Below are 21,035 nucleotides of genomic sequence, written 5' to 3'. Positions count from 1 at the left end.
AGTAAAAAAAGGCCGCGTTATGAGCGGCCTTTTCTAATCGGGTGGGACAGAAGATTACACTTCTTTGGTGGTTGCCTGCTTGCCCAGTTCTGATGTCTTGCTGTCTTTTAGGTAGACGTTTTCAAAGCAGTAGTTAGTTGCTTCGATGTAACCCTCAACGCTACCGCAGTCAAAGCGTTTACCTTTAAACTTGTACGCAAGAACGCAGCCTGCTTTAGCTTGCTTCAAGAGAGCGTCAGTGATTTGAATCTCACCGCCTTTACCCGGCTCGGTGTTTTCAATCAGCTCAAAGATATCAGGCGTCAGGATGTAGCGACCGATGATCGCTAGGTTGCTTGGCGCAGTCCCTTTTTCTGGTTTCTCTACCATGTCGTCAACGCGGAAGATATCGTCTTTGATCATTTCGCCAGAGATCACACCGTACTTGTGCGTTTCGTCTTCAGGGACTTCTTGTACCGCAACGATTGAACAACGGAACTGCTTAAATAGCGCTACCATTTGTGCCAGAACGCCTTCTTGTTCATTGACACATAAGTCGTCTGCTAGCACGACCGCAAACGGTTCGTCACCGACTAGCTCACGGCCGGTTAAGATCGCATGGCCCAGACCTTTCATTTCGCGCTGACGAATGTAAGTGAAGTTAGCACTTTCGATGATGTCGCGAATATCCACCAACAGTTCTTCTTTATTGGTGCCGCTGATTTGGTGTTCCAGTTCGTAGTTTTTGTCGAAGTGGTCCATGATCGAGTGTTTGCCACGACCCGTCACAATACACATACCGTCCATGCCTGCTTGGATCGCTTCTTCAACGCCGTATTCGATCAATGGTTTGTTGACCACTGGCATCATCTCTTTTGGCATTGATTTGGTAGCAGGTAAGAAACGTGTACCGTAGCCAGCTGCGGGGAAAAGACACTTCTTAATCATGTTGTAAAAGCCCTATATTTTTTATCCATAATTTTACTGCGCCGACCATACCATGCTTTAGATGAATTCGTAATGAATCTGTCCACCTAAAGTTCAATATTTATACGGGCGTAATAAATTTAAGACAATAAGTGCTGTTTCGCCCAAGCGGTTGCTTGAACTCGATTTTTTACACATAACTTCTTGAAGATTTGGTACAAATGTGATTTCACCGTGAACTCGCTGATGAACTGCTCTTCGGCGATTTGGCTATTGGAAGCGCCAGTCATCAAACTACGTAAAATATGAATTTCTCTTGTGGTGAGATTCACCGTGGCTGGCGTCGACTGGCTTTCTACCACGGTGCGGTAGTGGTACAGCAACTGTGCCATGATTTTTCTCGGTAACCAGTTTTCACCATTGATGATTTCACAACACCCTTTGGCAATATCTTCAATCGTGTCTTGTTCATAGAACAATCCTTTTAAATGTCCAAAACTTAGAATTTCGTCGGTCGTCAGTCGGCGTGCAACATTGATAATGATGGTTTCAAACACTTTGTTGGCAAGGGGGAGGTTACGGACTTGGCTATGTAATTGCGAGTAGTTGTGGTGGTCTATCATTAAAATACGATGTTTGTTGCGTTGGAGCGCCAGCATGAGTTCGGCAGGTTCTAAATAAGGAATCTCTATCCCCATTTGTCGTTCGATCTGTTCAACCAAAGGGTGACGCAAAGATTTATCTTCGCATAAGAAATGGATGGTTCTTGTATAGTTACTCTTCATGTTTGACGTCCCTGTTTCAATCATCGCTCAGTTTAGATTGTCGTAATCGACCTTTGAGTGCGAGTTGGAGTTGACGCCTTGCGTTGAGATTCATATCCGGTGGTAATTGAGTTATTACTCATACGATATGATGTTTGATTTTTCTCGTAAAATTGGTGGCATTCTCGGCTGATCAAATTGAAGGTTGGACATTGTCGTTAGAAGATTTGTCCCACGCGCAAACCATGTTATGCTATTGCGCTATTTATTAAACACACAACTTTTAGACGGAGCGAAACATGGCTAGCCGTGGAGTAAACAAAGTTATTTTGGTCGGTAATCTGGGTTCAGATCCGGAAGTACGTTACATGCCGAGTGGTGGCGCTGTAGCAAATATTACAGTCGCGACGTCTGAAACGTGGCGTGATAAAGCGACTGGCGAACAACGCGAGAAAACAGAGTGGCACCGTGTTGCTTTGTTTGGCAAGTTGGCAGAGGTCGCTGGTGAATACCTACGCAAAGGTTCACAAGTTTACATCGAAGGTCAGCTACAGACTCGTAAGTGGCAAGACCAAAGCGGTCAAGACCGTTTCACGACAGAAGTGGTTGTTCAGGGCTTCAACGGTGTGATGCAAATGCTTGGTGGCCGTGCTCAAGGCGGTGCTCCTGGTCAAGGTATGGGTCAGCAGCAACAAGGTTGGGGTCAGCCTCAGCAGCCTGCGATGCAGCAAAGCCAACCGGCTCAGCAGTCTTACTCTCAGCCACAGCAGCAGTCACAACCGCAGCAGTCGCAGCCTCAGTATAATGAGCCACCAATGGATTTTGATGACGATATCCCATTCTAAGCTTCCATTACTGAAAAAAAGCCGCGATTTTCGCGGCTTTTTTATATAGTTACGTCAACAAACTATTCCACCATTGCACCGATTAATTGGCTGAGTGATGTTGTAGCGCATTCTTTATCTATGGACTGGAATCCGAATAGACGTCTTTGTGTACGAAAAGGAACTCGACATATATGAGGTATACCCCTACCTTAAAACTTAGTACCAGACTGGTCGCTTTTGTTACGGTGATCGTCATCAGCGCCATGTTTATCCTGTTTTTAGGTGGCACACTCTCGTTTAAGCGCTTGGGACAAGAGTACCTTGACCATTCACTGCAAGGCATAGTCACTGTGGTGGATAAAGAAATGGAAGACCCTGACGCCGCTTATTCTTTGCAGTACTGGATGCCCAAGATGCTGCAAGCCTCCAATATCGTTGAAATGGAACTCGCCTCAAGTTACGGCACTATCTATCGCTTCAAAGATACCTCATCGAAAGTCGACCCTGCGTTACTGTACCAAACGGAGTACACACTGGAGCGTAACGACGGTTACCTGATTCGTTTTAAAGCCGTTCCACCTTACATCGGTTATGGTTATTCGATGCAGGCGCTGTGGTCGATCACCTTGGCGATCATGCTGATCATTTTCTGTTTGATGCAAGGGTTGAAATGGCTCAAACAACAGTTACTCGGCTCTGAATTGCTCGAAGAACGTGGCCGTATGATCCTTGCAGGAAGAGTAGAAGAGTACGCCAAAGGCAGTGAACAAGAGTGGCCTTACACCGCCAGTGAAGCGCTAGACCGACTGATTGAAGAGTTGCAGGATGCGCGACAAGAGCGCAGTCGCTTTGACACCTTTATCCGAACGCAAACCTTCCTTGACCAACTAACCGGTACCGCCAATCGTGTGCTGTTTGATAGCAAACTGGAATCGGCGCTTTCAGAGAGCGGCTCGCATGGCGGCGTGTTGCTGATTCGTATCGACGATTGGACGATGCTTAAAGAAGAATGCGGAAAGAGTGAGTCCAATGACTTTATTGTTGAAGTCGGTGAAGCTCTGAGCAACGTCATTCAGCGTTTTCCCGATGTGATTCTTTCTCGTTACTACGAATCGGATTTCGCGATCTTTGCGCCGAATTTATCGAGCAAAGAAGTCTCGCATATTGCTGCTCAGTGTCTTAAGCAGTTGACTCGAATTACGCCACCTTTGGTGTTGGATAAGGAAAACTGGATACATATTGGCGTTAGCATGTATCGAGAAGGCGAGCGACAAGGTCGTATTATTGACGAAGCAGAAACCGCACTTAAAAGCGCACAACTTCAAGGCAACAATACCTGGAGCCGTTTCAAAAAACATATTGCGACCGAAGAGGAGCGCGGTAGCGTACGTTGGCGCACCCTATTTGACCAAGTACTCAAGCCGGAAAAACTGCACATTTTTTCGCAGCCTTGTTACCGCTTAGATGATGACCAAGATACTCAACTTGATCACTATGAACTGTTTGCCCGTATAAACGATCCAGAAAAGGGCGTGATAAAAGCCTCTAGGTTTAATTCAGCTGTTGAATCAGTCGGTTACGAGATGGTCTTGGATAAGGCAGTATTTACGAACATTCGAAGATATCTGACAGAATCTGAAGACTCATCATGCTATTCTATCAATCTTCATGTGGTCCCATTTGCTGACAGGAAGTATTTTAAGTGGTTCCGAGATGAGCTGTTGCAATTATCAACTGATCAGAAACGCAGACTGATTTTCGAGTTTGCGGAAGCAAGACTAGTCAAACACTTAGACTATATGCGTCCAGTTGCTAAAATGATTGCAGGCTTAGGATGTAAAGTTGCTGTCGGTCAAGCCGGACGTTCCATCGTCAGTACTCATTATTTAAAAGAACTGCCTATCAGCTATCTCAAGCTTCACCGTAGTTTGATTAAACAAATCGACCAACGACACGAAAACCAATTATTTGTTCGCAGTCTTTTAGGGGCGTGCGAAGGGCTTGCGACGCAAGTTATTGCGGTTGGTGTCGATAACAAACAAGAGAACGAAACCGTTCTACAACTCGGTGTTCAAGGGCTTCAAGGGCGTTATTTAAACCCAGAGCAGCAAATATTGCCTCAGCCATCTAAAACACCGGGGTCATTTGGCCCGATGAAAGTACAGATTGGCCGTAGAAAACGTTGGCGAAAGAACTAATAACTAAATGAAAATAAAGCCGTTAATAGGTAAATTTAAGCATAACAATCAGCGCAAAGCTCTGTTGACTATAGTGGTTCAACCAGACGCGTTGTACTTCTCGTCTAGTGCTGATACTAATCTGCCGCCATCCGTCAAGTTTGATGGCAGAACTTGGCAAGAGACGTTAAAAGCGACCTTAAGTAACGTGAACGCCAGTTCACTTGCGGTTGAACTAGTACTGGACGCGAAGCACTACCATACATACCAAATCGATAAACCGTCCTTGCCTGAAAACGAACTGGTGAGTGCACTGCCGTTTCTTCTCAAAGACCTCATTTCTGAGCGAGTCAGCGATATTGTCGCTGATTCGACGCCGATGCCATCGGCCTCGGCCAATAAGCTGCAAGTATTTGTCGCACCACGCAAACTGGTCGTTTCACTCCGTGAGTTACTGAACGAGTTCAATATCACGCTCGAACGCGTGCTGGTGGAAGACGAAGTGTGGGCGGCATCAGCCGGAGAGCTAAACCGGTTCTTACTCCTGCAACGTAGCAAGCAAGGTCAGTTTAAGGTCAGTGCGTTTGTTGATGGACATTGTACCTTCCAAAGAACTATTCGTGGCGTCACTTCACCATTAACTGGAGTTGCCAGCAGCGCGTTGCAACTGGACGGATTAGCGCTTGAATTGCAGCGCTCGATTGACTATTTGTCTGCGCAATTGAGGTCGACTCCTTTGCATCACATGAAAGTGTGTTGTGATGAAGAAGATCAAGCCGAAGTTGCTCAAGCTTTAAGTGAACGTCTAAACGTCAAAGTGTCACCGTTAAGTGACACTGGTGAAGAGTCGGGCGTATTGCTGGCCCACTTAGCGTCTCAAATGGCCGACGATACGGTTGATCTGTATCTGGATAGCTTAAAGCCGAAGAAAGAGTACTTCTCGCTCAAAAACGTGATGTTTGCTTGGACAGCGATAGCCGTAGTTTTAATGGCGATGTATGGCATTTTCACTTACCAAAATACCCAGCTTAATGATCGACTTACGTTACTTCGCTCGCAAGAAGCGGAGTTTAAACAGCAGGCTGAAACGCTAACTCAACGAGTGGCGAAACACAAACCAAGTCCGGCTAAAGTCGCGGCGGTGGCACGTTTAGAAGCTGAAATTCAGGCGAAGCAACAATCGCTCATCGCGATTAACGAACATGATAGTGCACCACAACTGGGGTATTCGGGAGTGATGCGTTCACTCGCCAAGCTGGGGAGAAATGACATCTCGCTGAGCTCAATCTCGATTAACACACATCGCTTAGATCTTAAAGGATTGGCGAAAGAACCACAGTCGATTCCAAATTGGATTAGCCAATTTAAGAACGAGTTAAACCTAGTTGGTCGTACATTCGAGAAGCTAAAAATTGGCCGCAACGACGATGACATCATTACCTTCGAACTGAAAACCAAAGAGGAAGCCAAGTAATGAAACAATGGCAAGCTTTGAGTGACAAGTTTGAACAGATTTCGCCACGAGAGAAATGGTTGATTTCACTGTGTGGTGCGGTAGCTCTACTACTTGGCGTATCCACCTTGGTGGTGGAACCCACTTACCTTGAAAGCAAGCGTCTGACTCAGCAAATAAATGCGACTCAGCTTAACAATCAGCGTTTGGAAGCGGACATTTTGCTGATGACCGCTAAGCTGAATAAAGACCCTGACCAAGAAATTAATCAAAAATACAAAAGCTTAGTGGCAGAGAGTCAAATGCTGTCTCAGCAATTGGCCGATATTGTCGAGAATTTAATCTCACCAAGCGAGATGGCTAAGTTACTGGAAAGCGTCTTGGCAGGCTCGAATAAGTTGCGTTTGGTGTCGTTAGAGTCAAAGAAAGCCGAACCGATTGTGTCAAGCTCAGACGATTCACAATACTCCGGTTATTACATCCACCCAGTCAGGCTCGAACTGGTCGGCAGTTACTTTGATATCGTGAATTACTTGGAAGACTTAGAAGCGTTACCGGTGAAGTATTACTGGCGTAATTTTCATTACCAAGTGGAAAAATACCCGAACGCCCGTTTGGTGTTGGAAGTGTATACATTAGGCAGCAGAGAGGAGTTTATCGGTGGGTAGATTTATCTTGATAGCGGCTCTGTTAGCAAGCTCGCAGTATGTTTCAGCTTCTCAAGACCCGACCGCGCCATTGGGTTGGCAAAACGCTAAGCAGAGCAAGCAAAATAAAGCGGCTCAACCTCGTCCTCCAAAGTTACAGAGTATTGTGTGTAACGGCGAATCAGCGTGTAAAGCAACCCTAAGTGATCAGGTTGTTGTTGCTGGGGAAAGCGTACGAGGCTATCGCGTTAAGAACATTAAACCAGAGAGTGTCGTGTTATCCCGTGGGGGGAAGCAGTGGACGTTAGAACTCTTCTCTCTCGATATTAAACAGTAAGGTTAGAGATTATATGCGTAAACTCGCAGTAGCTATTATGATTGCTTCGTTAGTCGGTTGTTCGATGGGACACCGCGACCCTGTTGAGGCGAAAAATGCCTTGAACGAGGCCGTGAATGAAGCCAATAGCCGCAGTCTTGCACAGTTACCTGCTTCGGTGGAAGCTGACCTCATGCCTGACCTAGACAGTGAGGCCGTGGCGTCTATCAGTACTGTTAAACGTTTTAGAATCAAAGCCAATGGTGTGGGCGCAAAAGCTTTCTTTGCTAGCCTAGTACAGGGTACGCAATATAGTGCGGCGGTACACCCAGGTGTTGAAGGTTCGATTACGGTCAACCTGACCGATGTGACGCTCGATGAAGTACTGAATGTGGTGCGTGATATTTATGGTTACGATATCACTAAAACGGGTAACGTTATTCAGGTCTATCCTGCAGGGATTCGTACCGTCACGATTCCGGTCGATTACCTGCAATTCAAGCGTTCAGGCCGTTCTTTAACGTCGATCTCGACGGGCACGATTACCAACACGGACACCGACTCGTCCAACTCGGATTCGGATTCTAACTCCAGTTCAAACTCGTCTTCGCGTTCACGCTCAACCAATACCGCTAAAGGTGGGACTGAGATTGAAACCATCAGTGAAAGCGATTTCTGGCCTCAGTTAGAAGTGGCGGTGTCTAAACTGATTGGGCAGGGTAAAGGGCAAAGCGTCGTGGTGACTCCTCAAGCGAGTGTGATTACGGTACGCGGCTATCCTGATGAACTGCGTGAAGTGCGCGAGTTCTTGGGTGTGTCCCAGCAACGTATGCAACGTCAGGTGATTCTAGAAGCGAAGATTCTGGAAGTAACCCTCAGCGACGGTTACCAACAAGGCATCAACTGGTCAAAAGCGTTCAGTTCTAACGGCACCAACTACACCATTGGTCAGGGCTCTATCGTTAAAGATACCAGCGGCAATATCATTACGTCAGTGCTGCCTGGGTTAGATTCGATTGGTGCGCTGTTGGGCGGTCAATCGAATGTGGTGATTTCCAGTGGCAGCTTCGATGCAGTGCTGAATTTTATGTCGACTCAAGGGGATTTGAATGTACTGTCTAGCCCAAGAGTGACTGCATCCAATAACCAAAAAGCGGTGATCAAAGTCGGTACTGACGAATACTACGTGACGGATCTTTCCAGCGTAGTGGGCAGCGGTGACAACTCTGAGCCATCACCAGAAGTTGAGCTAACGCCATTCTTCTCGGGCATTTCGCTCGATGTGACGCCACAAATCGACGATCAAGGCAATGTACTGTTGCACGTTCACCCTGCGGTTATCGATGTAGACGAGCAGATCAAAGAGATCGGCTATGGCGATACTAAGATCAGCTTACCGCTTGCACGTAGCTCGATTCGTGAGTCGGATTCCGTCATTCGTGCCCAAGACGGCGACGTTGTGGTGATCGGTGGTTTGATGAAGTCGAACACCGTTGACCAAGTATCGAAAGTACCATTCTTTGGTGATATCCCAGCGTTAGGTCATTTATTCCGCAACACCAGCAAAATGACACAAAAGACGGAACTTGTGATCCTGTTGAAGCCAACAGTGGTTGGTGTGAATACTTGGCAGAAAGAGCTGGAGCGCTCGCGCGACTTGTTGCAAGAGTGGTTCCCAGAAGAGTAGGTGCCTGATGTACCTAGAACATTTTGGCTTTGAACAACTGCCTTTTACTTTGACACCGAAAACTGAGTTGTTTCTCGGTTTAGGGCCGCATTATGAGGCGATCCAAACGGTGAACACCGCGTTGGAACTCGGTGAAGGCTTGATCAAAGTGACTGGCGAGGTCGGTACCGGAAAAACCATGGTTTGCCGGATGATGGTCAGACATTTTCCGCCGCATGTTCAACTGGTGTATTTACCCAATCCGGCTTTGAATGGTGATGAACTGAGAGTCGCGATTGCCGCGGAACTCGGTATTGTCGACCAGCCAATCAGTAGCTTGGTCGAGCAGATCCAAAGGCGTTTGATCGCGCTGGCGAAAGAAGGCAAACAGGTTGTGGTGTTTGTCGATGAAGCTCAAGCTCTGCCGGATGACGCGCTCGAAGCGTTGCGCTTATTCGGTAACATAGAAACTGAAGACAACAAACTGCTGCATATCGTATTGATAGGGCAGCCAGAGTTAGACGAGCGATTGCAGCAACACCATCTGCGTCAGCTTCGTCAACGCATTACTTTTAGCGCTAGCTTACGCCCACTGAATTTGGATGAAGCGGTGGCGTACATTGACAACCGACTCGAGAAAGCGGGTGGTCAGGCAACGCTGTTTTCGCTAACGCAAAAAAAATCAATTTGGCTGGCGAGCCAAGGGATACCAAGACTGATCAATCAAATCTGCCATAAGGCAATGGTGCTCGCGTACAGCAAAGGCAGTCAACAGATAACCAATACGTTTCTGTTTGATGCCGTGCACGACACCTATGACAGTCGTAAACCAAAGTTTAAAACGCCCATGCTGTGGGGATGGAATTAAATCATGAGTGCAATTAACCAAGCATTATCCGATCTGGCGAAGAAAAACGGCAGTCCGCTTACCGCGATTGAACAAGCTCAGGTTATGCCCGTTAAACAGAGACCAGTATTACCTTGGGTTGTGGGTACGCTTGGCTTGAGTTTAGCGTTAGGTGGCTGGGCAATCTCATATCAAGCACCAGTAGAGTCGCTCGAATACGCGCCGATTACCACGCGCAGCGAGTCTAATCCAGCGAATAATGTGCCATCGCCAACCGCGAAGATCGCTACGCAAAGTGAGTCGATTTATCGCTCTAGCGTTCGTACAGAAGCGGATCTTCAACCGCGTAACCAAGATCGCGAGGTACAAGCAGTACAGTCAGCGCCTATTTCTCAGCCAGCAGAATTTAGTCCGCTAATCGCCAAGGCGGCCACCATTCAACCAGAACCTGTGGGCGAAGTGGTGATTGAGCAAGTCGAGCTGACCTCGGCAGAGCTATCTGCCAAAGCGCAAGTGTTAGCGAAAAAGGCACTCGACAGCAATGACCTAAAAAGCGCGCTGGCTCATTACAACGAAGCGTTGAAATATACACCGCAGAATACCAAGGTACGCAAGAAGCTTTCTGCACTGTATTACGGCAAAGGCGACGCACGCAAAGCGGTTGATCTATTGCAAAAAGGCATCAGTTTAGAAAACGACAACATCTCGCTACGCTTGGCGTTAGCGAAGCTATTGATCAAAGAGAAACAGCAAGCTGCGGCTCTATCTGCGGTCGCGGCGATGTTGGACAACGCCAGTGTGGAGTACTTATCGCTGCGTGGTGCGTTGGCACAGAAAAACAGCCAAGACGCGATGGCGATGGAGAGCTATCAAAAGCTGGTTGAAATGGAGCCGGACAGCGGTCGCTGGTGGTTAGGTTTAGGCATTCAGCAAGAGCGAATGCTTGAGTTTGATAATGCCAAAGCTTCTTACCACAAAGCGTTGGAAGGCATGGGATTATCTGGCCAATCACACCAATTTATCATCGACCGCCTCAATCTGATTCAACAGTTAGAAGGTTCAAAAGGTGAAAGTTAAACTCCGCAAACGCCTCGGTGACTTGCTGGTTGAAGAAGGCATTGTTACTGATCTACAGGTAGATCAGGCTTTAAGCGTACAGAAAAACAGTGGCCGAAAACTCGGTGCGACGTTGATCGATCTAGGCTTTTTGTCTGAGCACCAAATGCTGACGTTTTTGTCGCAGCAGTTGGATATCCCATTGATCGACCTTAACCGTGCCAACGTTGATATTGACGCTGTGCAAGTCTTGCCGGAAGTGCATGCGCGTCGATTACGGGCGCTGGTGATTGCGAACAATAACGATACGTTACGCGTTGCGATGAGCGATCCTGCGGATCTGTTCGCGCAAGAAGCTCTGCTTGGTCAGCTTTCACAGTACAAAGTCGATTTTGTTATCGCGGCTGAAAATCAGTTGGTTGATGGTTTTAACCGTTATTACCGACGCACGAAAGAGATCGCTTCGTTTGCCGAGCAACTGCAAGCGGAGCACCAGGTGACCGAAGCCTTCGACTTTAACGTTGAAGACGACGATAGCCAGGAAGTCACCGTTGTAAAACTGATCAACTCATTGTTTGAAGATGCGATTCAGGTCGGTGCCTCGGATATCCACATAGAACCCGACGCCGACGTACTGCGTCTTCGTCAGCGTATTGATGGTGTGTTGCATGAAACCTTGCTGAATGAAGTGAATGTCGCGCCCGCGTTAGTGTTGCGCCTCAAACTGATGGCAAACCTTGATATTTCTGAAAAGCGCCTACCGCAAGACGGGCGATTCAACATCAAAGCCAAAGGTCAGTCTGTCGATATTCGTATGTCGACCATGCCGGTTCAGCATGGTGAGTCTGTGGTGATGCGTTTACTAAACCAATCTTCTGGCGTGCGTAAACTCGAAGAGTCGGGGATTCCTGACCACCTGTTGGTGCGGTTACGTAAGCAGTTGAAACGCCCGCATGGGATGATTTTGGTCACTGGGCCTACCGGCTCAGGTAAAACTACCACTTTGTACGGCGCGTTAAGTGAATTGAATGTGCCGGGGAAAAAGATCATTACCGCGGAAGACCCAGTGGAATACCGTCTACCGCGTGTGAACCAAGTGCAAGTGAACCCGAAGATCGACCTCGATTTTTCAACGGTACTCAGAACCTTTTTACGTCAGGATCCAGACATCATCCTGATTGGTGAAATGCGAGACCAAGAAACGGTCGAAATAGGTCTTAGAGCCGCATTAACGGGTCACTTAGTATTGACGACTTTGCACACTAACGATGCGGTCGATAGTGCATTACGTATGATTGATATGGGTGCGCCAGGGTATCTGGTGGCGAGCGCAGTGCGCGCTGTGGTTGCGCAGCGACTGGTACGTAAAGTGTGCCCTGACTGTAAGACTGAAGACATTCTGGATGCTGGTCGTCAGCAGTGGTTAGCACAACGTTTCCCTAACCAGATTGCAGCCAAGTTTTATCGCGGTCATGGATGCCAGAATTGCAACTTGACTGGTTACCGTGGACGAATCGGTGTGTTTGAAATGCTCGAATTAGAGCAAAAAATGATGGATATGTTGCGAGCCAACGATGCGGTAGGTTTCGCAAGAGAAGCGCGTCAAAGCCCAACCTATAAACCTCTGCTTGCTTCTGCGATGGAGCTAGCACTGGAAGGTATCGTCAGTCTCGACGAAGTGATGGGATTGGGTGAAGGCGATGCATCTGGCTCAGAACACGCGATCTATATTTAAGGTTAGCTATGCCAATATATCGATACAAAGGGCGTGACATCGAAGGCACCGCGGTTTCGGGCGAGATTGACGCGTCTAACCAAGATGCGGTGGCCGAGCAGTTGATGAACCAAGGCATCATTCCAGTGCAGATCCAGCAGGGAGCGGGAAGCAGTGAGCTTGGCGCCGAGATAAAAAAACTCTTCACGCCAGCCGTGCCGTTAGAAGCTTTGGTGATGTACTGTCGTCAGTTGTATAGCCTCACCAAAGCGGGCGTGCCTTTGCTGCGTTCGATGAAAGGGTTGACCGCCAACTGCTCGAATAAGCAGTTACGAGATGCGTTGGAAGAGGTAACGCTTGAGTTGACTAACGGACGCAGTTTGGCGGCGTCTTTACAAATGCATCCACGGGTGTTTAGTCCATTGTTTGTTTCGATGATTAACGTTGGCGAAAACACAGGTCGACTGGATTTGGCGTTGCTGCAGCTCTCCAGTTACTACGAGCAAGAGCTCGAAACGCGTAAACGAATCAAAACCGCGATGCGTTATCCGACTTTTGTTATCTCGTTTATCGTCATTGCGATGTTTATTCTTAACGTCAAAGTGATACCGCAGTTTGCCAGCATGTTTAGCCGCTTTGGCGTCGATTTGCCATTACCAACGCGTATCTTGATCGGCATGTCGGATTTTTTTGTCAGTTATTGGCATGTGATGGTTGCGGTGATGGTCAGTGCGCTGTTCGGTTTTAACGCGTGGCTAAAAACCGCGGCTGGAAGAGAAAAGTGGGATAAATTTCGCTTACGTATGCCGATCGTCGGCAAATTGGTGAATCGAGCACAGCTATCGCGTTTTTCGCGCACCTTTGCGCTGATGCTTAAAGCCGGTGTACCACTCAACCGTTCATTGGCACTGGCGGCGGAATCCCTCGGGAACAAGTTTCTCGAAAACCGATTGATGGAAATGAAGTTGGCGATAGAGTCGGGTAGCACCATCTCATCGACGGCAACCAGCAGCGGCGTATTTACCCCGCTGGTCATTCAGATGATTTCGGTTGGTGAAGAAACGGGTCGTATTGATGAGTTACTGGCGGAAGTCTCTGACTTCTATGACCGCGAAGTGGACTATGACTTGAAAACCTTAACTGCACGTATTGAACCAATCTTGTTGGTGATTGTGGCGGGTATGGTTTTGGTGCTCGCGTTGGGTATCTTCTTGCCAATGTGGGGAATGCTCGATGCCATCAAAGGGTGACCTGTTCTCTAATGTCGAGCGATCCCGTTTTGTGATTTGGTTGTTGGTCGTCGTGATTGTATTGCTGAGCTTTATTATCGCGTGGCAACGGGTCGAGGAAGAAGCAAGAGACAGTGCTTATCTGGTGGCGAGTAAGCGCATTATCGAACGTGCGAGTTACTACAAAGAACAATGGTTATTGGCTAAACAGCCAAACCGTTTGACGATTGAGTCTCGTCAGCTACAGTTTTCGGACAATGGTTGGCTGATGCCACTTACTTTTGATGGCAAGGTAAGCTGCGAGTTTTGGTTAAATACGTTGTATCCGACAGCACGAATTTTAGAAAGTCGTCCGATAGAAATTGTGAATAATTCTAGCGGCGATCATTATCAGTGTGATTACGACTACGGACAAAATCGACACATTGTTATAGAGTTGATAAATAAGCAGTTTTCAACACGCGTTGTCTTTGTGGCGCTGTAGTTTTTTTGACATTTTACTCATAGATCTATCGTAGAATGCCCGTATAATACGGCGTTCATAACAGCGAGTTACATCTTTATGCTTAGAAAACAAACTGGTTTCTCCCTTGTGGAGCTTGTGGTGGTCATTGTTGTGGTTGGCCTACTAGCCGTAGCGGCTCTTCCACGATTTTTAGATGTCACCGATGAAGCGAAAAAAGCCAGTATTGAAGGCGTGGCTGGTGGCTTTGCGACTGGCGTATTGTCTGCCAGAGCGCAATGGGAAGCGGAAGCTCGACCATCAGTAACGCTAAACGGTGAGAAATACAATACTGTCGATTACGACGGTGTCGATTTTTGGTTGACGCGCTCTAAAGACAGCAGCGGTAGTGATACTGGTTTTAGAGATGGCTATCCATACGCGTTGAATGAAGACAACACAAGTTACCCAACAAGTCTGACGGACCAAGCTTGTATCGATCTTATGGACAACTTACTGCAAAACCCACCCAGTGTAGATACGGTGGCAAACGCAGAAAATAATAAAAATGTTAAATATTCAGCTCAAGCGAATACTGGTGCGTCGACTTGTACTTATGTGCAACAAGAAGGTGGCAGCAAACATCAGTTTGTGTATGAAATTGAAACTGGTCGTGTGACCGTAACGCTGCAGTAATCCTGCGCAACAACATAGAGAGATATAAACTATGAAACGACAAGGCGGTTTCACCCTAATCGAACTAGTGGTGGTAATTGTTATTCTAGGTATTCTTGCAGTAACAGCTGCGCCTCGCTTCCTTAATCTGCAATCAGATGCAAGAGAAGCTTCTCTGCAAGGTCTGAAAGGTGCAATGCAAGGAGCTGCAGGCATTGTTTACGGTAAAGCTGCGATAGAAGGTAGTGAAACAGCAGTGTCTGGTTCAATTGAAAATATTGACGTAGTGTATGGCTACCCGGCTGCTTCAACTACTGGCATCGGCGCTGCCGTTGTTGGATTGTCAGATACTAGCGAGTGGAAAGTATCAGGTGGTGCGAATACTGCAGGAGCTTCAATTCAATACACATTTGTTGGTGAAAATCCAAACTGGAACTGTGCAGTGACATACACTGCACCGAGTACTTCTGGTGCGGCGCCAACAGTAACAACTGCTACAGCAGACGACTGTTAATCTGTATAATAAAGGCCAGCGACGCTGGCCTTTTCTAACTCTATCTATCCGAACACTCTGCTTCGAACGTAAATCCTTCTCAAAAATAGTATTAAGCTGTCACGCTTAAGCCATTCTAATTTATAATCAAATTAGCAAATTTAACTACTTAGGTTGTCTATGAAAGCTAAGTCAGCACGAGGCTTCACCTTGGTTGAACTTATTGTCGTGATTTTGTTACTAGCGATCGTCTCTGCGTACGCCGCGAGCCGGATGTTTGGCCGCGACAGTGTGGCTGCGATGGTGATCCAAGAGCAAGTAATCTCGGTGGTGCGCCAAGTGCAAGTCAACCGTATGCAATCTAACTTACCAATCAGCGGTGCGAGCAACACCAACTTTACCCTAAGTGTTCAACCGAGTTGTGTCGGCTCACAACGAGCGTGCAGCCTGTTATCTGATGCGCGCAGTGATTGGGTTAGCTCGAAAGGTGGTGTGGCTTTTTCAGTCAATACTGGTTCAACGATCAATTTTGATTTATTGGGCAACCCAATAGGCAGTGCTGCGTCGGGTGCCGTGATTACTATTGCTGCTCAAGAGCAAAGTTGCCAAGTGAAAATCAATTCGCAAGGTTATGTGTTCTCAGGAGAGTGCTCGTGACAAAGCAGCGTGGTTTTACTCTAATTGAGAGCATTATCGTCATCGTGTTAATGGCGTTTGCGATGGTCACCATTTCCAGCTTTCTTGTGCCGCAAATTACTCGCTCGGCCAACCCGCATCATCAAGCTCGCGCAGCAGCGTTGGGCCAAAGCGTAATGTCGACAATCTTGGCTCAAGGCTTCGACCAACACAGTGACTTTACCAGTGGTGATATTCGCTGTGGAGAAGGCGTGCCAAGCGCGGCTTCTTGTACCACGAATTTAGGTAATGAAGAATCGGATATTGCGCTGTACAACGATGTTGATGACTACCTTGGTTGCTGGGAGCCTAACGGGGTCAACGGCTGCAAAGACCTAAACTATTTAGTCGGTGACGGCTCTGAAACCCGATACAAAAACTTTCGTTTAGATATCCAAGTGTCGTACCAAGAGGTCGACAAAGTAAAGCATATTGCTTTGACGATTTCGGCGCCCAATCAAACGCCCGTTGAGCTGCACGCCTACAAAGGAAATTACTGATGAAGATGAAAGGTTTTACCCTAGTCGAAATGGTAATTACGCTGCTGGTTGGCAGTATTTTAGTATTAGGTATTGCAGGGTTTGTCGAGTTAGGTGCTCGTGGTTACAGCGATACGATAGAAAGACAACGTTTACAAACTCAAGCGAAGTTTGTTTTGGAAAAAATGAGCCGCGAAATTCGTCATGCGGTACCGAACATGTTTTCTGATGATTTGATTTTAGCGGGTGCGCAGAGCTGTATCTCTTTTTATCCGATAGAGACCTCTGGCTTTTATGCTGTCTCTGGCGCGGATTTGCAATTTGTCGTTGGCAGTGAGAATACCACTCAGGCGAGTTTGCAAAACAAGTCGTTGGTGATTAACCCGACCCAAGCGAATCCAAGCAATAACGTGTTCCCGTTAAATGGCGTTAAGAGTGTGAATGATACTTACGTACTGGAGAACATCGCCTCGAGCTTGGTCGGTGAATCGGTATCCAATCGCCACTATATTTACGACCCCAATGGTGAAGTCAGCTATTGCATTGTCGGTCAGCGGATTCAGCGAATCGAAGACAGAAGTCGCGTGACACCGATTTCGGATACCGGTGTGGAAGGCGATTTAACTTACCAACCTGCCAGCGTGCAACGTAGTGGTGTGGTGCATATGCAATTGTCGTTTATTAATGAGCGTGATGACGAAACCACGCATTTCCAACAAGATGTGCAGGTGCTCAATGTCCCTTAAACAAAAACAAACAGGCAGTCTGTATATTGTAGTTGTCTTTGTGCTGGTGGTGATGGGGTTTCTCGCAGCCAGTTTGAGCCGAATTGAGTGGTCGAACAACGACGCGCACACCAAGGATATTATTGGTCTACAAGCTGCGCTTGCGGCGCATTCAGCGAATGAGTTGGCTTTGGTTGAGTTGTATCCTCTGCGTGCTTCTTTATCTGCCGGTTACAACATTGCTGCGAGTTGCAACGCGATCAGTAATGCGGTGACGACACTGCCTTCAAAAATTAACTGTCAAAGTGTTCGCACGTCTTGTCAAACAAGAGGTGGAGCACTGGCTGACGGAAAACAACTCTACGTGGTTCGTTCTGAAGCGGTATGCGGCACCGAAGCCAATCAAATGCAACGTAGCCAAGAAGTGTGGGTTAGGGAGTAATCATGAGACAAGCTATTCAAATCGCGTTTGCCTTATTTGGCTTACTGTACTCGCATCTAATCTGGGCAGCAGATTCTTGCCCTGTCGACCCGAGATACGATTTTCAAATCCTATTTACGATAGAAAACTCTCAGCGGCAAGAGACATTGTATGGGGTCAAAGCCGTCGGAAACAAAAACGTTCCCGTACCAATTTGGACCAATGATTCAAGTGTACCGGCTCCCGGCAAACCTAGCCCGTTTGTTCGCGACCCAGGAGCGATGCAAGTAGGCAATGACTACACGATCAGTTTGTACTTTGATGCGTCCAGTTCAACGTTGGATTATTACCTTTACGCAGGTACGAACACTAAGTCGCCTTATATTTATAAAGAGGAAAATATCCCGGCCAATATGAAAGGGATTCACCCGAATAAAGTCAAAATCTCTGGTAGTGGTACAGCAACGGTTGATTGTTTGGAAGGGACAGAACCACCGCCACCTCTACCGGATATTTGTCCGTTTTTCCCCGAAGAGCTGCAGTCGAACCGCTACTACCAATCCAGTGGCAATTGGATTATGCATGACGGCGCGTTAAACATTACGCAAGGTTTAGTGCCAGCGAGCCGAATTTTTCTCGAACGTTCTAAATCCAGCGTTGGACTTGGTTTTGCCTATTCCACGGTTTCAGGTATCCCCGATAGCGGCTGTGTATATCCAACATCGGGAAGTGCTGCGGAATCCTGTAAAGTAGACTCGAGCAGAGTACTGTTCCCCGATGGTCCGCCAGACTTTGCGCGCTTCGTTGATTCAGGCTCGAACGTCTACGCGCCAGCGAGCCTGACTTCGGGCTTTTATTCTGCGGTGACGTTTTTTGATAACACCACGATCCGATTAGCATCAGGGGAATATTGGTTTAACGAGTTGAACCTCACGGCCAACAACATCCGCCTTCTGGTGGATGGCCCGGTCGTGGTTAATTACAACAAGATCAATTTTGGTAGCCAGAGTGGAACGCAATCTGGTGTGTACCTCAATGCAAGTAGTAACCCCGCAGAGGATGTTAACTACAATAGTTCGGATCTAACCTTGATTGGTGCGGGCGGCGAGTCGTTTTTCTGGCCTCAGTCGAGCAAAGATATTCGCGTTAACGCCAATATTTATGTGCCGTCTCAAGTACCTGCTGGTTTTGATATCAATGACGTTGAAGACTTTCAGATGAACGGCGCAATCACGGCGCCAGTGGTGAACTTTCGCGCGAAAGGTAACAGTTACATCCGCGCGGTGAGCCCTGATGGCTGTGGCACACTACCACCAGATCCACAAGTGGCGCGAATTGAGATCAAACCGTTTAACTACCACCTAACGTGTGAAAGTTCGCCAGACAATATTGTCGAAGTACATGTTTTTGATAGCAATAACAACTACGTGTCTGGTTATCAGCCCGCGTTACAGCAGTCATCTGGTTCAAATTTGTCGATAAGCTTTCTGTCAGAAGCCAATGGTATCGCCCGTTATCGAGTCATCAAAAACGATCCGTCGAGTGTGGGTGAGTACCCGCTAACGGCAAGCCTGTCGGTCGGTGGCGCTAACCTGATCGACAACGATGTCATCAAGTACGTACCCTACAAGTTTGAAGTGGCTGACCAATACATCACGGCGGGTGAGAAGGTAAGTTTCCCTGTTGAAGTAAAAGCGTGCAGCAACTCAGGACAACAGATTTCACTCGGTTATACCGGTGAGCCGAAAGCGTCATTTAGTTATCAACAACCGCTGGCTCCTGAACTGGCGAGTGATTTGGTATTTACCGCCAAGCTCAGCGACACCAACCGTAATGCAGAGATGATCTTCAAAGAATCTGGTCATATTAAAATGCAAATCCAAGACCAGAGCTTTGTATGCGACCAAGACAACTGTCCGGTTGAAGGTGGTACATTGAAAGGCGAGTTTGAGGTCTATTCTCGTCCGTGGAAACTGGCGATTTGCGATGTGGTTCAGGCAACCAATATCGCCAATCTTAATCCAGCCACAACATCCAGTGGAACGGGATTTATCGCAGCAGGTGAACCGTTTGATGTGACTTACCGACCGATTGTACATCCCGATTCGCGAGTCAATGAGAACGATGAATGTAAATACCCACTTACCGGCAATTACTCGTTGGATAAAGGCCCGATTGAGCTTTCCTATTCGGTCGCCTATCCAACCTCTTCACTGACTAGCTTAGGTGCATTATCGTCTGTGCCGCTCACACCGTTTGAGCCAAACAGTGAGACGAAAACCGTTGAACACAGTTGGAGCGAAGCGGGCACGTTGCAGCTAGAGACCACGGCAAATTATCTGACGATGGACATTGATATCGACAGTCAGGCGATTGGTCGTTTCTATCCGGCTAAATTGGTCATGCAACCCGTTAACGAACAATGGCAATACGCGACAGGACATGATGGTTTTGCCTACATGAGTCAGCCAATCACTCACGCTTTTTCCGTTGAAGCGCAAAATGTTGAAGGGAATCCAACCTTTAACTACGGCTTGTTTAGCGACGCTTTGATTGTCGATTTGCAATACACCGCGAAAGAGCAGGTCAATGGTAACTCGTTAACCAACCGATTATTGGCCAGCGACAATTGGAACAGTGGCCTTTGGGGAGACAGTGCCGACTGGTTAACCGCAGACTCGGGTGGCGTGGTGAATAGTTCTCGACTGGCATTGGCAGTGAGTGATTTTAGTTTAGAAAAACAGACGGTTATTCATGCGTCGGGGAACTATACCTCACAACCTGATGGGCCGTTTGACGAGAGCAACGCGTGGTTTGGCCTGAACATCGTTGATGATCCTGACGGGATTCGCTTCTTAGTCGAAACCGACAACGCAGGAGTGCCGACTCAATCATTTGAACTCGAAGATGCGTTCCCAGAACAACCTGATTTTCGATATGGTCGTATGCGCCTGCAAGACAGCGGTACGACGACTGGAGTGAACGGCCTTAAGATTCCGCTCAAAGTGGAATATTGGGATAACAACCGATTTGTGACCAATACCGCTGATAGTAACAGTGACTTTGATGGGGCTGACTACTGTAAGCAAGTGATCTGGCCTGATTCCCTCACAAGTTCTGCCGCCACGCTGCAAGGTCAAGGCTCAGTCATCAATGGCCAATCAAATAACTTAACCGTTGACCATAGCGGAACGGAGCGTGAACAAGTGCGTATCTGGGCACGAATCAATCCGCTTGCTCCTGTGGCGCTCAATGGTGAAAACCCAATTAACTGCGGCAGCGACGGGAATATCCCCGAACGGTCATGGTTGAGGTACAATTGGCGCAACAACGGCGATGAAGATCCACCCGCGGTGATCACCTTTGGTATTTTCCGTGGCAATGACAAAGTGATCTTTCGCGGCGAACCCGGATTAATCGGACTCTAAATTTTGTGTTTTTTTTACGCTAAGTAAGGAATCTGTTAGAAATTGCGGGTTTCAGCCCATGTTTAGGTACCAATGCCTTGCTGTAGCGGCAAGGC

The 21,035-nt window shown here is 47.5% G+C and carries 20 protein-coding genes; 18 read left to right on the top strand and 2 right to left on the bottom strand.

Features of this window, described 5'->3' with window-relative positions; genetic code table 11:
• Window positions 1–54: 54 nt before the first annotated feature.
• Both galU and HCZ42_RS13840 read right to left on the bottom strand, forming a co-directional pair.
• Window positions 55–927: a UTP--glucose-1-phosphate uridylyltransferase GalU gene (galU, locus tag HCZ42_RS13845; protein ID WP_053410629.1), complete on the bottom strand. Its 873-nt coding sequence runs from the start codon at window positions 925–927 to the stop codon at window positions 55–57.
• A 119-nt stretch (window positions 928–1,046) separates the two neighbouring features.
• Window positions 1,047–1,691 carry a LuxR C-terminal-related transcriptional regulator gene (locus HCZ42_RS13840; protein WP_167421245.1) on the bottom strand — a complete coding sequence of 215 codons (645 nt, stop codon included), beginning with the start codon at window positions 1,689–1,691 and terminating at the stop codon, window positions 1,047–1,049.
• 278 nt (window positions 1,692–1,969) lie between these two features.
• Between HCZ42_RS13840 and HCZ42_RS13835 the strand changes: the two genes are divergently transcribed.
• The 18 genes from HCZ42_RS13835 to HCZ42_RS13750 all read left to right on the top strand — a co-directional run bounded on the left by HCZ42_RS13835 (window position 1,970) and on the right by HCZ42_RS13750 (window position 20,940).
• Window positions 1,970–2,515 carry a single-stranded DNA-binding protein gene (locus HCZ42_RS13835; protein WP_167421244.1) on the top strand — a complete coding sequence of 182 codons (546 nt, stop codon included), beginning with the start codon at window positions 1,970–1,972 and terminating at the stop codon, window positions 2,513–2,515.
• A gap of 173 nt (window positions 2,516–2,688) precedes the next feature.
• Window positions 2,689–4,695, top strand: a complete 2,007-nt coding sequence (gene csrD / locus HCZ42_RS13830) for an RNase E specificity factor CsrD (protein WP_167421243.1) — start codon at window positions 2,689–2,691, stop codon at window positions 4,693–4,695.
• Window positions 4,696–4,702: 7 nt separating this feature from the next.
• On the top strand, window positions 4,703–6,148 hold the full coding sequence (locus HCZ42_RS13825) for an MSHA biogenesis protein MshI (RefSeq protein WP_167421242.1): 1,446 nt from the start codon (window positions 4,703–4,705) through the stop codon (window positions 6,146–6,148).
• Window positions 6,148–6,795, top strand: a complete 648-nt coding sequence (gene gspM, locus HCZ42_RS13820) for a type II secretion system protein GspM (RefSeq protein ID WP_167421241.1) — start codon at window positions 6,148–6,150, stop codon at window positions 6,793–6,795. The genes HCZ42_RS13825 and gspM overlap by 1 nt, the downstream gene beginning before the upstream one ends.
• Window positions 6,788–7,111, top strand: a complete 324-nt coding sequence (locus HCZ42_RS13815; RefSeq protein WP_167421240.1) for an MSHA biogenesis protein MshK — start codon at window positions 6,788–6,790, stop codon at window positions 7,109–7,111. The genes gspM and HCZ42_RS13815 overlap by 8 nt, the downstream gene beginning before the upstream one ends.
• 13 nt (window positions 7,112–7,124) lie before the next feature.
• Window positions 7,125–8,777, top strand: a complete 1,653-nt coding sequence (gene mshL / locus HCZ42_RS13810) for a pilus (MSHA type) biogenesis protein MshL (protein ID WP_167421239.1) — start codon at window positions 7,125–7,127, stop codon at window positions 8,775–8,777.
• A 7-nt stretch (window positions 8,778–8,784) separates the two neighbouring features.
• Complete coding sequence (locus HCZ42_RS13805; RefSeq protein WP_167421238.1) at window positions 8,785–9,624, top strand: ExeA family protein; 840 nt, start codon at window positions 8,785–8,787, stop codon at window positions 9,622–9,624.
• 3 nt (window positions 9,625–9,627) lie between these two features.
• A complete protein-coding gene (locus HCZ42_RS13800) occupies window positions 9,628–10,680 on the top strand; it encodes a tetratricopeptide repeat protein (protein WP_167421237.1) in 1,053 nt (350 codons plus the stop codon).
• Window positions 10,670–12,394, top strand: coding sequence for a GspE/PulE family protein (locus HCZ42_RS13795; protein ID WP_167421236.1), 1,725 nt, complete (start codon window positions 10,670–10,672; stop codon window positions 12,392–12,394). Before HCZ42_RS13800 ends, HCZ42_RS13795 begins: the two co-directional genes overlap by 11 nt.
• 8 nt (window positions 12,395–12,402) lie before the next feature.
• Window positions 12,403–13,623 carry a type II secretion system F family protein gene (locus HCZ42_RS13790; RefSeq protein WP_167421235.1) on the top strand — a complete coding sequence of 407 codons (1,221 nt, stop codon included), beginning with the start codon at window positions 12,403–12,405 and terminating at the stop codon, window positions 13,621–13,623.
• Window positions 13,607–14,086, top strand: coding sequence for an MSHA biogenesis protein MshF (locus tag HCZ42_RS13785; protein WP_175579500.1), 480 nt, complete (start codon window positions 13,607–13,609; stop codon window positions 14,084–14,086). Before HCZ42_RS13790 ends, HCZ42_RS13785 begins: the two co-directional genes overlap by 17 nt.
• Window positions 14,087–14,164: 78 nt before the next feature.
• The gene (locus tag HCZ42_RS13780; protein WP_167421234.1) at window positions 14,165–14,740 is read left to right on the top strand and encodes a prepilin-type N-terminal cleavage/methylation domain-containing protein; all 576 of its coding nucleotides are present in this window, start codon (window positions 14,165–14,167) and stop codon (window positions 14,738–14,740) included.
• Window positions 14,741–14,771: 31 nt separating this feature from the next.
• Window positions 14,772–15,233 (top strand): type II secretion system protein, encoded by a 462-nt coding sequence (locus HCZ42_RS13775; RefSeq protein ID WP_167421233.1) that lies wholly within the window; start codon window positions 14,772–14,774, stop codon window positions 15,231–15,233.
• 159 nt (window positions 15,234–15,392) lie between these two features.
• Window positions 15,393–15,869: a type II secretion system protein gene (locus tag HCZ42_RS13770; protein ID WP_167421232.1), complete on the top strand. Its 477-nt coding sequence runs from the start codon at window positions 15,393–15,395 to the stop codon at window positions 15,867–15,869.
• Window positions 15,866–16,387, top strand: coding sequence for a type IV pilus modification PilV family protein (locus tag HCZ42_RS13765; protein WP_167421231.1), 522 nt, complete (start codon window positions 15,866–15,868; stop codon window positions 16,385–16,387). Before HCZ42_RS13770 ends, HCZ42_RS13765 begins: the two co-directional genes overlap by 4 nt.
• Window positions 16,387–17,112, top strand: coding sequence for a PilW family protein (locus HCZ42_RS13760; protein WP_167421230.1), 726 nt, complete (start codon window positions 16,387–16,389; stop codon window positions 17,110–17,112). Before HCZ42_RS13765 ends, HCZ42_RS13760 begins: the two co-directional genes overlap by 1 nt.
• Entirely contained in the window at window positions 17,102–17,533 is a 432-nt protein-coding gene (locus tag HCZ42_RS13755; protein ID WP_167421229.1) for an MSHA biogenesis protein MshP, read from the top strand. Before HCZ42_RS13760 ends, HCZ42_RS13755 begins: the two co-directional genes overlap by 11 nt.
• Before the next feature lie 2 nt (window positions 17,534–17,535).
• Window positions 17,536–20,940: a DUF6701 domain-containing protein gene (locus tag HCZ42_RS13750; RefSeq protein WP_167421228.1), complete on the top strand. Its 3,405-nt coding sequence runs from the start codon at window positions 17,536–17,538 to the stop codon at window positions 20,938–20,940.
• Window positions 20,941–21,035: the final 95 nt, after the last annotated feature.

It is taken from the genome of Vibrio hepatarius, from assembly GCF_011806575.1.
Classification (GTDB): domain Bacteria; phylum Pseudomonadota; class Gammaproteobacteria; order Enterobacterales; family Vibrionaceae; genus Vibrio; species Vibrio hepatarius_A.
This window is presented reverse-complemented; position numbering and strand designations above follow the sequence as displayed.

Bases quoted from the DNA above. Each gene is read 5' to 3' on its own strand.
- HCZ42_RS13760 (WP_167421230.1), top strand. From the start codon at position 16,387: ATGAAGATGAAAGGTTTTACCCTAGTCGAAATGGTAATTACGCTGCTG.
- HCZ42_RS13755 (WP_167421229.1), top strand. From the start codon at position 17,102: ATGTCCCTTAAACAAAAACAAACAGGCAGTCTGTATATTGTAGTTGTC.
- HCZ42_RS13790 (WP_167421235.1), top strand. From the start codon at position 12,403: ATGCCAATATATCGATACAAAGGGCGTGACATCGAAGGCACCGCGGTT.
- HCZ42_RS13770 (WP_167421232.1), top strand. From the start codon at position 15,393: ATGAAAGCTAAGTCAGCACGAGGCTTCACCTTGGTTGAACTTATTGTC.
- HCZ42_RS13785 (WP_175579500.1), top strand. From the start codon at position 13,607: ATGCCATCAAAGGGTGACCTGTTCTCTAATGTCGAGCGATCCCGTTTT.
- HCZ42_RS13825 (WP_167421242.1), top strand. From the start codon at position 4,703: ATGAAAATAAAGCCGTTAATAGGTAAATTTAAGCATAACAATCAGCGC.
- HCZ42_RS13840 (WP_167421245.1), bottom strand. From the start codon at position 1,691: ATGAAGAGTAACTATACAAGAACCATCCATTTCTTATGCGAAGATAAA.
- HCZ42_RS13780 (WP_167421234.1), top strand. From the start codon at position 14,165: ATGCTTAGAAAACAAACTGGTTTCTCCCTTGTGGAGCTTGTGGTGGTC.
- HCZ42_RS13800 (WP_167421237.1), top strand. From the start codon at position 9,628: ATGAGTGCAATTAACCAAGCATTATCCGATCTGGCGAAGAAAAACGGC.
- csrD (WP_167421243.1), top strand. From the start codon at position 2,689: ATGAGGTATACCCCTACCTTAAAACTTAGTACCAGACTGGTCGCTTTT.
- HCZ42_RS13775 (WP_167421233.1), top strand. From the start codon at position 14,772: ATGAAACGACAAGGCGGTTTCACCCTAATCGAACTAGTGGTGGTAATT.
- HCZ42_RS13835 (WP_167421244.1), top strand. From the start codon at position 1,970: ATGGCTAGCCGTGGAGTAAACAAAGTTATTTTGGTCGGTAATCTGGGT.
- HCZ42_RS13750 (WP_167421228.1), top strand. From the start codon at position 17,536: ATGAGACAAGCTATTCAAATCGCGTTTGCCTTATTTGGCTTACTGTAC.
- gspM (WP_167421241.1), top strand. From the start codon at position 6,148: ATGAAACAATGGCAAGCTTTGAGTGACAAGTTTGAACAGATTTCGCCA.
- mshL (WP_167421239.1), top strand. From the start codon at position 7,125: ATGCGTAAACTCGCAGTAGCTATTATGATTGCTTCGTTAGTCGGTTGT.
- galU (WP_053410629.1), bottom strand. From the start codon at position 927: ATGATTAAGAAGTGTCTTTTCCCCGCAGCTGGCTACGGTACACGTTTC.
- HCZ42_RS13805 (WP_167421238.1), top strand. From the start codon at position 8,785: ATGTACCTAGAACATTTTGGCTTTGAACAACTGCCTTTTACTTTGACA.